This is a genomic window from Sinomonas sp. ASV322 (genome assembly GCF_030908245.1).
Classification (GTDB): domain Bacteria; phylum Actinomycetota; class Actinomycetes; order Actinomycetales; family Micrococcaceae; genus Sinomonas.
The window spans coordinates 155,384-170,323 of sequence record NZ_JAVFJJ010000005.1; the positions used below are offsets into that span (position 1 = coordinate 155,384).

The 14,940-nt window shown below is 70.0% G+C and carries 15 protein-coding genes and 1 riboswitch; of the genes, 11 read left to right on the top strand and 4 right to left on the bottom strand.

Annotated elements, in window-relative coordinates; all coding sequences use genetic code 11:
* Nucleotides 1–224: 224 nt before the first annotated feature.
* The 8 genes from RBS12_RS09320 (at nucleotide 225) to RBS12_RS09355 (ending at nucleotide 7,863) form a co-directional block, all read left to right on the top strand.
* A complete protein-coding gene (locus tag RBS12_RS09320; protein WP_307965807.1) occupies nucleotides 225–1,601 on the top strand; it encodes an MFS transporter in 1,377 nt (458 codons plus the stop codon).
* Nucleotides 1,602–1,612: 11 nt separating this feature from the next.
* Nucleotides 1,613–2,635, top strand: a complete 1,023-nt coding sequence (locus RBS12_RS09325) for a nucleoside hydrolase (RefSeq protein WP_307965808.1) — start codon at nucleotides 1,613–1,615, stop codon at nucleotides 2,633–2,635.
* Between the two features lie 222 nt (nucleotides 2,636–2,857).
* Nucleotides 2,858–3,229 carry a hypothetical protein gene (locus tag RBS12_RS09330; protein ID WP_307965809.1) on the top strand — a complete coding sequence of 124 codons (372 nt, stop codon included), beginning with the start codon at nucleotides 2,858–2,860 and terminating at the stop codon, nucleotides 3,227–3,229.
* Between the two features lie 420 nt (nucleotides 3,230–3,649).
* Nucleotides 3,650–5,023 (top strand): DUF3100 domain-containing protein, encoded by a 1,374-nt coding sequence (locus tag RBS12_RS09335; RefSeq protein ID WP_307965810.1) that lies wholly within the window; start codon nucleotides 3,650–3,652, stop codon nucleotides 5,021–5,023.
* Between the two features lie 138 nt (nucleotides 5,024–5,161).
* Nucleotides 5,162–5,299, top strand: a riboswitch (SAM riboswitch).
* A gap of 8 nt (nucleotides 5,300–5,307) precedes the next feature.
* The gene (locus RBS12_RS09340; RefSeq protein WP_307965812.1) at nucleotides 5,308–5,634 is read left to right on the top strand and encodes a DUF1737 domain-containing protein; all 327 of its coding nucleotides are present in this window, start codon (nucleotides 5,308–5,310) and stop codon (nucleotides 5,632–5,634) included.
* Nucleotides 5,631–6,044: a rhodanese-like domain-containing protein gene (locus RBS12_RS09345; protein ID WP_307965813.1), complete on the top strand. Its 414-nt coding sequence runs from the start codon at nucleotides 5,631–5,633 to the stop codon at nucleotides 6,042–6,044. The genes RBS12_RS09340 and RBS12_RS09345 overlap by 4 nt, the downstream gene beginning before the upstream one ends.
* A 4-nt stretch (nucleotides 6,045–6,048) precedes the next feature.
* Nucleotides 6,049–7,251 (top strand): O-succinylhomoserine sulfhydrylase, encoded by a 1,203-nt coding sequence (locus RBS12_RS09350; RefSeq protein ID WP_307965814.1) that lies wholly within the window; start codon nucleotides 6,049–6,051, stop codon nucleotides 7,249–7,251.
* A 99-nt stretch (nucleotides 7,252–7,350) separates the two neighbouring features.
* Nucleotides 7,351–7,863, top strand: coding sequence for a hypothetical protein (locus RBS12_RS09355; protein ID WP_307965815.1), 513 nt, complete (start codon nucleotides 7,351–7,353; stop codon nucleotides 7,861–7,863).
* A gap of 60 nt (nucleotides 7,864–7,923) precedes the next feature.
* Here RBS12_RS09355 and RBS12_RS09360 read toward each other — a convergent pair whose 3' ends face one another.
* Both RBS12_RS09360 and RBS12_RS09365 read right to left on the bottom strand, forming a co-directional pair.
* Complete coding sequence (locus RBS12_RS09360) at nucleotides 7,924–8,544, bottom strand: hypothetical protein (RefSeq protein WP_307965816.1); 621 nt, start codon at nucleotides 8,542–8,544, stop codon at nucleotides 7,924–7,926.
* Between the two features lie 290 nt (nucleotides 8,545–8,834).
* Nucleotides 8,835–9,965 carry a glutamate--cysteine ligase gene (locus RBS12_RS09365; RefSeq protein WP_307965817.1) on the bottom strand — a complete coding sequence of 377 codons (1,131 nt, stop codon included), beginning with the start codon at nucleotides 9,963–9,965 and terminating at the stop codon, nucleotides 8,835–8,837.
* 80 nt (nucleotides 9,966–10,045) lie between these two features.
* Here RBS12_RS09365 and RBS12_RS09370 point away from each other — a divergent pair, with 80 nt between their 5' ends.
* Both RBS12_RS09370 and RBS12_RS09375 read left to right on the top strand, forming a co-directional pair.
* Nucleotides 10,046–10,414, top strand: coding sequence for a MerR family transcriptional regulator (locus RBS12_RS09370; protein ID WP_307965818.1), 369 nt, complete (start codon nucleotides 10,046–10,048; stop codon nucleotides 10,412–10,414).
* Nucleotides 10,411–11,130 (top strand): hypothetical protein, encoded by a 720-nt coding sequence (locus RBS12_RS09375; RefSeq protein WP_307965819.1) that lies wholly within the window; start codon nucleotides 10,411–10,413, stop codon nucleotides 11,128–11,130. Before RBS12_RS09370 ends, RBS12_RS09375 begins: the two co-directional genes overlap by 4 nt.
* Here the strand turns inward: RBS12_RS09375 and RBS12_RS09380 are convergent.
* Entirely contained in the window at nucleotides 11,127–12,269 is a 1,143-nt protein-coding gene (locus RBS12_RS09380) for an FUSC family protein (protein ID WP_373886500.1), read from the bottom strand. The genes RBS12_RS09375 and RBS12_RS09380 overlap by 4 nt on opposite strands.
* 90 nt (nucleotides 12,270–12,359) lie before the next feature.
* Between RBS12_RS09380 and RBS12_RS09385 the strand changes: the two genes are divergently transcribed.
* Nucleotides 12,360–13,358 carry an aldo/keto reductase gene (locus RBS12_RS09385; RefSeq protein WP_307965821.1) on the top strand — a complete coding sequence of 333 codons (999 nt, stop codon included), beginning with the start codon at nucleotides 12,360–12,362 and terminating at the stop codon, nucleotides 13,356–13,358.
* A gap of 394 nt (nucleotides 13,359–13,752) precedes the next feature.
* On the opposite strand, the gene RBS12_RS09390 is transcribed toward RBS12_RS09385, so the two are convergent.
* A complete protein-coding gene (locus RBS12_RS09390; protein ID WP_307965822.1) occupies nucleotides 13,753–14,859 on the bottom strand; it encodes an ABC transporter substrate-binding protein in 1,107 nt (368 codons plus the stop codon).
* Nucleotides 14,860–14,940 lie beyond the last annotated feature (81 nt).

Below are 14,940 nucleotides of genomic sequence, written 5' to 3' on the forward strand. Positions count from 1 at the left end.
GGACCGGCGGACCCAAAGCGGGGACGGAGCACCGGTGCAGGGAAAGAGCACCATTACCGCCGAGTAGGCGAACCCGCGACTGAGCTGGGATGACGTCTCCGTGAACATCGGCGAACGTTCGCCGCTTTCGCAGTCTCAGCCCTCAGCAGAACCGTAGAGTCGCTTGCGCACGCACCACCGCACGCCCCCGACCAGCGCGGGCGTGTTCATACGGGGAGGAACACATGACCAACGAAAAAGCCATGCCCGCTGCCATGGCGCTGACCGAAACCAGGCCGGACGGCGGAGCGACGATCGAGCGCTCCGACTTCATCCGGGCCACCGTGTCCGTGTGGCTCGGGACCACGATGGAGTACGTCGACTTCGCGCTCTACGGGCTCGCCGCGGGCCTCGTCTTCGGCGACCTGTTCTTCCCCGGAACGGACCCGGCGATTGCGCTCCTCTCAGGGTTCGCGACGTACGCGGTGGGCTTCCTCGCACGGCCGGTCGGCGCCGTCGTCCTCGGCAGGCTCGGGGACAAGCACGGCCGCAAGGCGGTCCTCGTGGCGACGATCATCCTCATGGGCGGATCGACGACCCTCATCGGCGCCCTCCCGACCTTCGGGCAGGTCGGCCTCTTGGCCCCGGCGCTCCTCGTGTTCCTGCGGATCTGCCAGGGCTTCGGCGCGGGCGCGGAGCTTTCGGGCGGCGCCATCATGCTCGCCGAGTCGTCGCCGAGCCGCATCCGCGGCTTCCTGTCCGCGTTCATCGCGCTCGGCTCGAACAGCGGAACGCTTCTCGCCTCGGGAGTCTGGCTCCTCGTGACGCAGCTCCCGAAGGGCGACCTCATCAGCTGGGGCTGGCGCATCCCGTTCCTCTGCAGCATTGTGATCACGCTCGTCGCGCTCGTCATCCGCCGGCTCATGAAGGAGAGCCCCGTCTTCCTCGCGGAGAGGGAGCGCCGCCTCGAGCACGCCGAGACCGCGGCGCCGGCTCAGCAGGACGGCCGCGGATTCCTCGCCCGCAACAAGGCCTTCTTCGTGATGCTCGGGCTCCGCATCGGGGAGAACGGACCGTCGTACCTCGCGCAGACCTTCGTCGTCGGCTACGTCACGAAGGTCCTCGCGCTCGACAAGTCCCTTTCGCCCACCGCGGTCTTCGTCGCCTCGCTCATCGGCTTCGCGGTCATCCCGCTCGCGGGCTACGCATCCGATCGCTTCGGACGCCGCGTGACCTACCGCGCCTTCTGCGTTGCCCTGGTGCTCTTCGCCTTCCCCGCGTTCATGCTCATGGACACGAAGAATCCCGCGATTGTCTTCGCCACGATCGTCGTCGGCATGGCCCTCGCGAGCCTCGGCATCTTCGCGGTCCAGGCCGCGTACGGCGTCGAGCTCTTCGGCGCGTCGAACAGGTACACGAAGATGGCGACCGCGAAGGAGGTCGGTTCGCTCCTCTCGGGCGGCACGGCCCCGCTCTTCGCCTCGGCCCTCCTCGTCCAGTTCGGGCACTGGTGGCCCATCGCCGTTTACTTCGCCCTCACGGCGGGCATCGGACTCGTGACCACGTTCTTCGCCCCCGAGACGCGTGGCCGGGACCTGACACTCGAAGGTGACGCAATCTGACGCGAGGCTCCATGCGCATCGTCATCGACTGCGACCCCGGAAATGGGGTACCCGGCGCGAACACGGACGACGGGCTCGCGCTCGGGCTCGCCATGGCCTCCCCCGCGATCGATCTCGAGCTCGTCACCACGGTGGCCGGGAACGTCCCGGCCACCGTCGGGGCAAGCGTCGCGCGCGGGCTCCTCGCGGAGTGGGGCGCGGACGTACCGGTCGTCGCTGGGGCCCGCACGCCCCTCGTGCGGGATCCGGCCCCTTGGCGGCGGATCCTCGACCGCTCCGGGATGTCGGCTGAGCACCGGCGCCTGTGGGACGGCGTCCCCAGGCCCGCGTCGCCGGCCGGCCATAACGGCGGAACGGGCGACGGCGGAACGGGCGACGGCGGTCCGGGCGGCGGCGGGGCGAGCGACGGCGACCCGCTCGCGGCGGCCCACGCGATCGGCCGTCTCGTGACGGCCAACCCCGGCGCGATCACCGTCGTCGCCATCGGTCCGACCACCAACCTCGCGCACGCCCTCCGCCTCTATCCGAACCTCGCCCGGGACGTGGCGGGCATCGCCGTCATGGGCGGGGCAATGGCCGTCCCAGGCCGCCCGGTTGACACGAACTTCGGCTACGACCCGCACGCCGCCCACGCCGTCCTCGCGGCGGGCGCTCCGGTCACGGTCGTCCCGCTCGATACGACCGTGAAGACGATGTTCACCGACGCCGAGCTCAAGCGCCTGCGCGAGATCGGGACGCCCATCACATCGAGCCTCGCCCGCACGACCGCGCCGTGGCTGCGCTATTCGGCGGAGACCCGCGGGATTCCGGGCTGTTGGCTGCACGACGTCCTCGTCGTCGCGATGCTCGTCGACCCGGCGATCGTGACGCGCAGGCCCGCACGCCTCGCGGTGAACCTCGACGACGGCCCCGACCAGGGCGCGACGATCCGCCTCCCGGACGACGAGAGCCATGCCGGCCACACCGTGACGCTCGTCGACGGCGTCGACAACGCGCGGCTGCTCGAGGTCTTCTTCGCGGCGCTGGAGGCGTAGGGCAGGGACGGGCAAGGCAGGGCTCGGTCGGTGGAAAGACGCGCTGTGGCCGAGAAGCGGTCCTCAGGCCGTCTTCTCGGCCACAAGGCGTCTCGCGGACGGACTTCAGGCACCGTTCATCCGGGCTTCACCGGGCCGCGCCCTGCGCATTCACGCCCAGCCGATAGCCTCAGGACGTCAGCGTCGACATGTCCTGAACCGCGACCGTGAGGTACTCAAGCCATGACTCCAGCTGCCCGCCCGCTCAGCCTCGACGAAGCCCTCCCCGTGCTCGCCCGCACGCGGGTTGCCGCGAAGACGGCCGGCCTCGACGCCATGGGAGACACGGCTGCGTCACTCGAGGCACGCATCGAGGGACTCCTCGGCGCCGAGACGCCGTCCTCGTCTGAGGCCTGCGAGCGGACGCTCGCCCGGGCCGAGCAGGCGGCGCGCGCCGCCGCCGATCTCATGCGCTCCTCCGGCGCTTCTCAGGGATTCGCCGATGCCCACTCCCTCGACCTCATGCTCGTGAGCGAGGCAGTGAGCCAGCACGTGAGCCGCCTCGAGATGCTCGCGCGCACCTATCGCGCTGAGGCCGGCCAGCTCGCCGGCTGACGTCGCCTAGCGCACCCAGACAACCCGAGCGGACGACGACGGCGGGCGGCCCCGGCGTCGTCGTCCGCCGTCCTCTGTGCGCACCCCGGCGCGCCGTCTCAGCGCAGCCTCCCACGCGCGCCGCCCCATGCGCACCGTCCCACGCGCCGTCCCACGCGCCGTCCCACGCGCGCCGTCTCAGCGCACCCCGGGCGCGCCGTCCCACGCGCCCGGGACCATAGCCCAGACCACCGCGCGGTCGCTGCCACCCCTAGCCTGCGATTGGTATACCTACAAGCTCGCACAGGCCAGTGATTTACATCTCTCCGATCACACTCTAAAGTGATTTGGTATACAGAAATCGCGAAGGGCGACGAAGCCCTCCGCGATCGCGCGGCCACACAGGGCCCGCAGAAGTCTTCCCCAAAGGACAGTGATCACATGGCGCCACAACCGCAGACGGTTGGCCAGAACACCGAACAGAGAACGAGCCAGCAGACAGGGATCACGCGAGGGCACTGGACGACCGTGATCGTCGTGTCCGCCGTCATCTCCGTCGTCGCGGTGCTTATCGGAACGTACAAGTTCCAGATCGGTCCCGCCGCCCTCGTGCTGCTCCCCATCATCTGGGCGGTCATCATCGGGGGGATCGTCGGGACGCAGCGCGTGCGGCGGCTCTCGGCGTCGAGCCGCGCCGTGGCGACGCTCCTGCTCGAGATCGGCATCATCGTCTTCCTCGCGCGGCTCGGCCTGGGGATCGGCCCGTCGCTCGCGAAGATCACCGAGACCGGGCCGGCCGTGCTCCTCCAGGAGGCCGGGCACATCTTCGGCACGGTCATCCTGGCCCTGCCCATCGCGGTTGCGCTCGGCCTCGGGCGGGTCGCGATCGGCGCGACGTGGTCGATCGACCGGGAGTCCTTCCTCGCCTACGCCCTCCAGCGCTTCGGCGTCCGCTCGGGCGAATACCGCGGCGTCTTCTCGGTGTGGCTCCTCGGGAGCCTCTTCGGCGCCGTCTTCATCTCGCTCCTCGCCGGGACGATCGGCAACCTCGGCATCCTCGACCCGCGGGCCCTCGCGCTCGGCCTGGGCCTCGGCTCGGCGTCGATGATGCTCGGCGGCGTGGGCGCGCTGTCCATCATCTACCCGCAGCACGCGGGCGAGATCGCGGCCCTCGCAGCCCTCTCCAACCTCGTGACCAACATCGTGGGCTTCTATGCTGGCGTCTTCCTGTCCCTTCCCCTGGGCCGCAGGCTGTACCGCTTCTGGAGCCGCCTGTTCGGCCGGAACGACGAGGGCAAATCCATCAGGAAGCTGGCCGCGAACGCCGAAGCCTCGACCAACGAAGGCGTGGCCCCCGTGGCCGTCGAGAACGACCCGACGGTCAAGACCAGGCCCCGGACCCTCGTCTTCGCGTACGCCGTCATGGGCGCCATGGCCCTCCTGACGAATGCCGTGGGCACGAAGGGCTTCCACGCCGAGGATGTCCTCGGCGTCGTCGTGCTGCTCGCGCTCACCGGGGTGTCGTTCGCGCTGGCCAAGCTCGTGCCCTCCGTCCCGTCGAGCGTGTGGGTCCTCTCGCTCGCGACGATCGTCTCGGCGCCCTTCATGCCGACCGCGGGATTCGTCGCCGGCATCAGCCAGCACCTCGACTCGACCCTCGTGGGCCTTCCGTCGCTCACGCTCATCGGCCTGACGCTGGGCCGCGACGTCGCGGCCCTCAAGTCGCTGAGCTGGAAGATCATCGTCGTCGCCCTCGTGACGTACAGCGCGTCGTTCATCGCGGCCGCCGTGCTCGGGCAGCTCGCCCTGCACTGAACCTGACAAGGCGAGGGGACGACGGCGGGGCCTCCCGCCGTCGTCCCCTCGCGTGTGCGGGCGCCCACGGACCGATGTTGCCAATCGTTACTGGCCTCCCATGGCTGGCCTCATCGGGGCATGCTACGTTCGACGAAGAGTAACGAGAGCCAGCGCGCGACGGCGGAGCCATCCTTCCCGTCGCACTGCCCTGACACGCTGGCCGGCAACCCTCCGCCCGGCGGGGTGCCTCAGGTGACGACTCGGCATTCGACGATCGATACGCAAGCCCGAAGGAGCCCGCCATGCCCGAGACAGCCATCGAGACGGGAGAGGCGGCCACCACACCGCTCAACGATCCCGCCGCCCCGGCCGACCCCTCCGAGGAACGCCTCGCCTACCGGCTGCTCACCGGCCCGGACACCCGCGAATTCTGCGCCCGCATCTCACAGGCCCTCGCAGACGGCTACGTTCTCCACGGAAGCCCCGCCGCGACGTTCAACGGGACAGACGTCATCGTGGCGCAGGCCGTAATCCTCCCGCACGCCGTCGCGCGCGCCGATGCCGCGGTGGCCTCCGCCGTCGAGGGATTGACCGTGGACGGCGAGTACGACGGGGAGGGCCACGCGTGAGCTACGCGGGAGACATCACGCCGGACGAGGCGTGGAAGAAGCTCAAGTCCGGCGCCGCCGTCCTCGTGGACGTGCGCACGGAAGAGGAATGGGCCGTCATCGGCATCCCGGACACGCGGCAGACCGACAACGACCCGCTCTTCATCCCGTGGGTCTTCGCGGGGGGCGTCCCGAACCCGGACTTCATCATGGAGCTCGAGCTCCAAGGCCCCGAGGACAAGAACACCGAACTGCTGTTCCTGTGCCGCTCGGGCCACCGCTCCGCGGCCGCGGCGGCGGTCGCGACGAACCTCGGCTTCACCGCATACAACGTGTCCGAAGGCTTCGAGGGCGTCCCGGGCCCCGACGGGCGCCGCAACGTCAACGGCTGGAAGAACCGGGGTCTCCCCACGAACGTAGGACAAGAGTAAGTCAGTGACCTTCAACATCAACGCCGCAAGCTGGAGCGAAGACACCAAGGCTGTGCGCGGCGGGCTCGACCGCACCAATTTCCAGGAGACCTCCGAGGCGGTCTTCCTCAACTCGGGGTTCGTCTACGAATCCGCCGAGGCCGCCGAGCGTGCTTTCACGGGCGAGGACGAACGCTTCGTCTACTCCCGGTACGGCAACCCCTCGGTGGCCACCTTCCAAGAGCGGCTGCGCCTGCTCGAGGGCACGGAGGCATGCTTCGCGACGGCGTCCGGGATGTCGGCGGTGTTCACGGCGCTCGGGGCTCTGTTGGCTGCGGGCGATCGAGTCGTGGCCGCGCGGAGCCTGTTCGGCTCGTGCTTCGTCATCCTCAACGAGATCCTGCCGCGCTGGGGCGTCGAGACGGTGTTCGTCGACGGCCCGGACCTTGAGCAGTGGCGCGACGCGCTCTCCGTGCCGACGACGGCGGTGTTCTTCGAGTCGCCGTCGAACCCCATGCAGGAGCTCGTCGACGTCCAGGCCGTCGCGGACCTCGCGCATGCCGCGGGGGCAACCGTCGTCGTCGACAACGTCTTCGCGACCCCCATCCTCCAGCGGAGCCTCGACTTCGGCGCGGACGTCGTCGTGTACTCGGGCACGAAGCACATCGACGGCCAGGGCCGCGTGCTCGGCGGCGCGATACTCGGCACCAAGGACTTCATCGACGGCCCGGTCAAGCAGCTCATGCGCCACACCGGGCCCTCACTCAGCGCGTTCAATGCGTGGGTCCTCACGAAGGGCCTCGAGACCCTGGCCCTGCGCGTGCGGCACTCGTCCGCGAGCGCGCTCGCGATCGGCGAATGGCTCGAGGCGCAGCCCGAGGTCAGCTGGGTCAAGTACCCGTTCCTTCCCTCGCATCCCCAGTACGAGCTCGCGCGCAAGCAGATGAGCGCCGGCGGGACCGTGCTGACGTTCGAGCTCAACGCGCCCGACGGCGGCGGCAAGGACGCGGCCTTCCGGCTCCTCAACGGCCTCCAGATCATCGACATCTCGAACAATCTGGGCGATTCGAAGTCCCTCATCACGCATCCGGCGACGACGACGCACCGCGCCATGGGTGCCGAAGGCCGGGCCGCGATCGGGCTGGGCGACGGCGTGCTGCGGCTCAGCGTGGGCCTCGAGGACGTCGGGGACCTCATTGGTGACCTCGAGCGGGCGCTGCGCGGGTAGGCCTGTGCCCCTCCCAATGCGTGGCCACCTCGCACCCAACCGGGGCCCACGCCGGCGAGGGCCCCGGCCTGAGCATGCGAAGGCTGGGAGCCGGTGGGGATGGCCACGTCCCACCCGACCGGTGGCCACGTGAAGCGGTTCGAGCTGCGACTCGAGTCGCATCTGCCCGCGGCGCAGGCGTGGGCGCGGATCCTCAATCTCCGCGCCCACGACCGCCTCATCCCCTTCACCCACATCGTCGAGGGCATCGCCTCCGCGGACGAGCTGCGGCCGGGCCACCGCTTCGTCGCGTGCACGATGATCGACGGCGTCAGGTTCCGGGGCCGGCGGCTGGGCTTCTTCGACGTCATGACGATCGAGGAGATCTCGCCTCCGTCGGCCGACGCCCCCGGCCACGCGCGGATCGTGAAGTCTGGGAAGCTCATCCGCGGTTCGGTGGAGGTCACGGTCTCGCCGAGTCGCGCGGGCGCTTCGACTGCGGCGGGCGCCTCGACGATCCTTTGGGCCCAGGAGTTCGGCCTCGCCCGGTTTCCCCGCGTGATCGGCGCTATCGCTCAACAGGTCGCGCCCGTCGCGTACCGGTCGATGCTCAAGCGCCTGCTCCGGGGCTAGGGCACCACGCGCGACGGCGTCCCCGTCACCTGAAACCTTGCGGCGGGAGAGACGTGGCGGCTACTCGCCGATCGATTCGGCCCGCCTGATGACTTCCGTCATGAGAGCGGCCGCGGCGGCCTGAAGCGTGGCCACGTCGTGCTTGCCGCCCGTGTGGGTCTGCCACGTGTGGCGGTTCCGGTCGAGCTGGTACTTGAACGCCGAGGAGACCTGCGTCGCGGGGACCGTCAGATAGCACGTGAATGACTCCCTGTTCGCGGCCAGGGCGCAGTTCATCATGGATTTGACCTGGTTGTACGTCGCCTCCATGAGTTCCGGACCATCCGGCACCCCCTGCCGAGGGGTCAGAACGACCTCGGCTACGTCCGGGATCGTCAGCCCGCCCGGGTTCGGAAAGTACTTGCAGGTCGGGTCGGCGTATTGGTACTGCGTGACGCTGAGCCCGGCGATCTGCGCAACCTCTCCCGCGCTCAACCGGAGGCGGTCGCAGTTCAGGCCGGATTCCGACGGGGTCCTAGATGGCGGCGCGGAGGATTGGGCGCCCCGCGCGCTCGGAGACGGCGTTTCTGTCGCGCTTGCCTGCCCGACGGCTTGGCTCGGCGGCGTGCAGCCGACGACGGCCAGCATGAGAGCGCAGCCCAAGGCCGCAGAGGCGAAGAGGCGCGCGCGTAATTGATGCATGTTTCCCCCAAGAACGTTGGCCTGCGCGGTGCGATGCGCAGGTGCCGTTCCACCGATCCTAGCGCGAGGCGCGGCGGCGCCATGACCGTCCCTCAGGGGCATAACCGTCCCTGAGACCACGGAGCGAGGGACGGTTATGGTGCCCACCGACGGTCATGCAGCCTAGGGACGGTTATGCGCGACAGCACCCTAGCCACCCGGCCGCGCCCCGCCGTCGCCCGCGCCCCGCCGTCACCCGCCGACCCGCCCGCGCCCCGCCGTCGCCCGCCGACCCGGCCGCGCCCCGCCGTCTACCGCCGTCGCACGATGCTCAGGGTGGCGCGCGCGCCGTCGTTCCAACTGCCGGTGGGCGAGGCGGTGCGCGAGAGGGCCATCTCGACGACGGCGGCGAGCCCGCCCTTGCCCGCCGCTTGGCGCTGGGCCCGCTCCCCGGAGCCCCGCGCGAGGAGCTCGGCGACGGCGAGCTCCGTCCGCGCATATTCGCCCCCGTCCCGCAGCACGGGCCCGATGTAGGCCATGAGGGCCTCGACCGCGACGCCGGCGGGGACGGGAATGCCCTCGACCGGGTGCACGAGGTCTCCGTCGAGACCCGAGCGGCTCGCCCTCCACGCGGCGAGGCGCAGGACGGCGACGGGCGTGCCGAGGGGGGCGACGCCGTCGGCCGCCTCACGCGCGGTCGTCTCGACGAGGGCGCGGACGAGGACGGCGAAGAGCGCCGAATCGCCCGCGACGAGCGGGACATCGGGCACGCGCACCTCGACGGTCGGATGGTTCCGAGACAGGCGGGCGTCGAAATAGGCCATCGCCTCGTCGAAGATCGAACCCGTCGCGATCATCGCGGCGATCCGCTCGCGGTACGCCGCGGCCCTCCCGTACAGCTCTTGGGGGCCGGACGAGGGCCAGCGGTTCCACGCCTGGGTGCGGTAGCTCGCGTACCCGGTCGCGTCGCCGAACCAGAACGGCGAGTTCGCGCTCAAGGCCACGACGAGCGGGAGCCACTCGCGGATCCTGTCGAGCACGGCCACACCCTCGTCCGGTGAGGCGACCCCCACATGCACGTGCAGGCCACACGTGAGCTGCTCGCGCGACGTGAGGCGGAATTCCTCGGCCATGCGGGCGTAGCGATCGCCGGGCGAGAGGGTCGTCGGGCTGCTCATGGGCGAGGTCGCGAGGGCGACGACGCGTCCCCCACACCGCCGCGCGGCACGGTCGGCGAGCTGCCGTCCCGCGTAGAGGCACTCGAGCAGCTCGTCGTGATCGCGGCACGGCGGGGTCTGGACCTCGATCTGCTCGAGCTTGAACTCGCGCACCATGTCGGGCGGCCTGCCCGTGACCGCGAGCATGCGGTCGGCGAGGGCTGCCGGCTGGCCCGTCGCCGGGTCGACGATGAGCAGCTCTTCCTCCACCCCGAAGGTCCGCATGCGGCCATTGTGGCAGGAGCTGGCGCACGCCTGAATGGGGCGATTGCCGAAGTGTTCCCCGAGGGCCAGAGTAGTGAAGCATGGGCCTGACCATTGCCGAAGTCTCCGAACGCACCGGGCTGAGCGCGCACACCCTCCGGTACTACGAGCGCGACGGACTCATGCTCCACGAGGTGGACCGCACGCCGTCCGGGCGCCGCGAGTACACGGATCAGGACGTCACCGGGATCCTTATGGTCGCGCGTCTCCGGGCCACAGGGATGCCCGTGCGCGAAATCCGCCGCTACGCAGGGCTCGTCAGAGCCGGCGAGGGCAACGAACGGGAACGCCTTGCGCTGCTCGAGGCCCACCGCGAGCGCGTCCTCGCGCAGCTCGCCGAGATCACGGAGAACCTCAACGCGGTCGAGACCAAGATCGGCCTGTACCGGTCGCTTCTCGAGGAGAGGTGAGCCCCGCCCGGGCGGGCGGGCGCGGCGGTCGCGGCGGGCGCGGCTCGGGGGTCGCCGGCAACGAACGGCTGACGGCGTTGGCCGGGTCCATTCTGCTTGTCTTGTTCGCCGCAGAAATCATCACAATCGTCCTGCTCCGCGAGCTCATGCTGTGGCATTTCGTCGTCGGAGTCCTTCTCGTTGGCCCCGTGGCGGTCAAGACCGCAAGCACGGGATGGCGCTTCCTGCGTTATTACATGCGAGATGCCGCCTACCGCCGGAAGGGGCCGCCGCTGCTGCTCATGCGTGTGCTCTCCCCGATCCTCATCCTGGCCACGTTCACGGTGATCGGAAGCGGGATCGCCCTCGCGATCACGGGCCCGGCCCCCGACGTCCTCCTGAAGATGCACGTCGTGAGTTTCCTCGTGTGGCTCGTGCTCGTGATCGCGCACGTCGTCGCGTACGGGGCGCGGGCGGTGACGTCGGTCCGCGAGGACTGGCGGCGCCGAACCGCCGGTGTGCCGCGCGAGCCAGCCGGCCGCGGGGCCCGCCTCGCCGTCAACACCGCGGCCTTCGCGTGCGCGATCCTCCCGGCGGCCCTCATCGCACCCACCGCGGCGGCGTGGGACGGATGGTTCGGGCAGCCGTTGACCGGTTTCGGCGTCCTCGCCGTGATCGCCATCGCGGCGACGGCCCTCGCCGTGATCGCCGCGCGCGGCGCGCGCCGTCGTCGTTAGTCCGCGGCCGCAGCGGCCGAGCGCGGGCCGCGCACGAAAACCGCGACCGCGACGCCGATCGCGACCCCCAAGAGGTTGTCGATCCCCCGGTCGCGCAGGAGCGCAAAGGGCTCCGCGGGCTTCGCGAGCTCGGTCATGACCAGGATGAGGGGCGTGAAGAACGCGAGCGCAAGCCCGTAGTGGTAGCCCATGAACAGCTCAGTGGGAAACAGGAGCGCGACGACGATGAGCGCGAGCCACAGCGGTTCGAGGCGCGGCACGAGCAGGAGGGCCGTCACGGCGAGGCCCACGAGCGTTCCGAGGACGCGGTGCAGACTTCGGTGCACGACGCTGCGGAGGCCCGGGTGGAGGCGGCTCCCGGGATCCGCGGCGGCGAGCGGAACGATCGCGGCGGCCATGGCCCAGTTTGCGTGGTCGAGCCCGAGGAGCACGCCGACGGCGCCCGCGACCGAAATCGCGAGGGCGTAGCGGCCAGCGTTGACAACGGCGTGCAGGATGGGGCGGCCGTCGTCCCGCACGAGGCTCGCCGAATCCCCGGGGAGGACGACGACGGGGCGGGCGACGCCGTCGTCGTCCGCGGGAGGCTGCGCGCCGACCACGCCGACCCGAGTGCCGCCGGCGTAGCCGACGAGGACCGCGAAGAGGACCGAGGCGAGGCAGATGAGGACGGCGACCCACGGCGCGACGCGGTCCGGCGGCACCGAGGCCATCGCACCGAGCGCGAAGACCCCGAAGAACGGGCCTTGCGGGACGAGGCCGAGCCGATTCGTCACCAGCGCACCGGCGAACGCGAAGCAGACCTCCGTGAGGACCAGTACCCACGGCGCCGCGTGGACGGCGGCGAGGAGCACGCCGAGACCCACGCCCGCCACGAGCACGCCGCCGGCCTGGAGCTGATGGCGCAGTCGGAGGCCGCGGGACTCCGCCCGCCCGTACATGCCCGTGAACGAGCCGAAGACTGCGCAGATCATGAGGTCCGGGCGCCCGGCCACGATGAGTGCCAGACCCGGGACCGCGAGCCCGACGGCGACGCGGCGCGCGTGATGCCAGTCCCTGCCCGGAGGCCCGAGCCTCGAAAGCCTCCCGGCCGGGGTGCGGGCAGCGCGCACAGGGTCTCCGATCGTCGTCGTCAAGGACACTGTGTCGGACGGCGGGGGTGCTGTCCACCCGGCCCCTCGGGTGAGGGGCCGGCTTGACTTAGAGCGCGCTCTAAGCGATTGGCTGGGGGCATGACTGAGCAGAAGAGAACCCTCGGCATTGTTTCCCCGCTCACCGTTTCGTCCATGGGCCTCGGCTGCATGGGGATATCCGAGTTCTACGGCGCACCGGACGAGGCCTCGGGCCTCAACACGATCCGCCGCGCCCTCGACCTCGGCATCACGTTCCTCGACACTGCGGACATGTATGGGCCGTTCACCAACGAGTGGCTCGTAGGCCGCGCGATTGCGGGCCGCCGCGACGAGGTCCAGCTCGCCACGAAGTTCGGCATCCTTCGCGGCCCGAACGGCGAGCGTCTCGGCATCGGCGGCAGCCCGGAGTACGTCCGTGCGGCCTGCGATGCGTCCCTCCAGCGGCTCGGCGTGGACCACATCGACCTGTATTACCAACACCGGGTCGACCCGAACGTCCCGATCGAGGAAACCGTAGGAGCGATGGCTGAGCTCGTCGAGGCAGGCAAGGTGAGGCATCTCGGCCTCTCCGAGGCCTCGGCCGCAACGATCCGCCGCGCGCACGCCGTCCACCCGATCACGGCCCTCGAAACCGAATACTCGCTCTTCACGCGCGACCTCGAGGACGAGATCCTCCCGACCATCCGCGAGCTTGGGATCGGCCTCGTGCCCTACTCCCCCTTGGGCCGCGGGATCCTCACGGGGCGCCTCACAGCCGAATCGATGGCGGACGACGGCGATGCCCGCGGCACGCGCTACTTCCCGCGCTTCCAGGGCGAGGCACTTGAGGCGAACCTCCGGCTCGTTGCGGAAGTCGAGGCCATCGCCGAGCGCAAGGGCGTCACGCCGGGGCAGATCGCGCTCGCATGGGTCCTCGCGCAGGGCCAAGACATCGTGCCGATCCCCGGGACGAAGCGCGTGGCGTATCTCGAGGAGAACGCGGCCGCCCGGCACGTCACGCTCTCCGACGACGAACTCGCGGCGCTCGAACGGGCGGTGCCTCGCGGCGCCGTCGTCGGCTCTCGCTACGGCGACATGAGCCACATCGACCAAGGCTGACCCTCGCGGGCCCCTCCCGTTGCGCCGTCACCTCCAGCGGGTGACCAACCGTTCAAGGGTCACGTTCCGCGGGTCCTCCCGCGTTCAAGGGTCACGTTCCGCGGGTTCCATCCACCGAAGGTGACCCCCAAACGACCGCGCACCCACCGAAGGTGACCCCTGGACGGAGGCGCACCCACCGAAGGTGACCCCCAAACGACCGCGCACCCACCGAAGGTGACCCCTGGACGGAGGCGCACCCACCGAAGGTGACCCCCAAACGACGACGGCGGGCCCGCAGGAAGTCCTGCGGGCCCGCCGTGCGGAGGAGGTGCTCGGGCTGAACCTCGCACCCGCCTCTCTATCCCCGGGCAAAGCGGGAGCTGCGCCCCGGGGGTCCTATGCGGCGACCGGTTTAGCCGTCAGAGCCGGCCGGGGTCGTCGTGGGCGTGAGGCCGAGGGTCTTGTTCGCCTCAAGCGCGTACTTGTTGGTGAACGTGCCGCCGAGCGCGATCTTCGACGTGTCCATGCCGAGCAGGTTCTCCATCGCGCCGATCGTCTTGGGGCCGCCTGCAGGCATGATGCCGTCCGGGAGGAACTGGGTCTTATCCTGCTCGAGGGCCTTGACGTAGTCCTCCTTCTTGATGTTCTTGTTCTGCGTGTAGTCGGCCGGCAGCTTGTCCGCGATCTCCTGCGCGGAGTGCGTGTTGATCCAGTGCATCGTCTCGACGAGGGCGTTGACGACCTTCTGCACCGCGTCCTCGTGCGACTTGACCCAATCGGCGTTCGCGATGACGCTTGCCGCGGGCCAGTTGCCGCCGACGGCCTTCGTGGCGCCGTCGGTCGAGGCGAGGTCGATCGCGGACTGCGCGATGCCCTGGTTCTGCATGGCCACGACCGTCGGCTGGGTCGTCATGACGCAGTCGGCCGCACCGGTCTTGATGGCCGCGATCGCGGTCGCTCCGGCGCCCGCCTTGACGGTCGTGTAGTCCGACTTCTTGAGGCCCGCCTTCGCCGCGATGAACTGCGTGAGGGAGTCCGTGCCGGAGCCGAGGTCCGTCACGCCCATCTTCTTGCCCTTGAAGTCGGCGCCTGAGTGGACGCCGGCGTTCGGGTTGCACATGACTCGCTCGCCGGGCGCACCCGAGAGCTGGACGATGTCGATGACGTTCTTGCCCTTGGACTGGAAGTCGAAGGTGTGGATGTACCACGCGCCGGCCATGTCGACCTGACCGGACGCCATCGCGTCCTCGGCGCCGACGCCGCCCTCGGTCTCGGTCGAGAGCTCCATGTCCACGCCGTACTTCTTGTACAGGCCAAGCTGCTCGGCGAGCTTGTACGGGAGGTAGATCTGCTTGTCGATGCCGCCGATCATCATCTTGACGTTCACCGGCGCGGCGTTCGTCGCAGCGCCGCCACTGCTCGAGCCTCCGTTGGCAGCAGGGGTGCTGCTGCCACACGCCGCGAGGCTGAGCGCGACCGCGCTCGCAGCGGCGGCGGCAAAGATAGTGCGCTTCATCATTGTTTTACGCATCCTTTGTTTGATCCACAGGGGAATTGATTGTTTTTGGGTGAGAACGGATTATCTGCTAGGCGCGAGAAC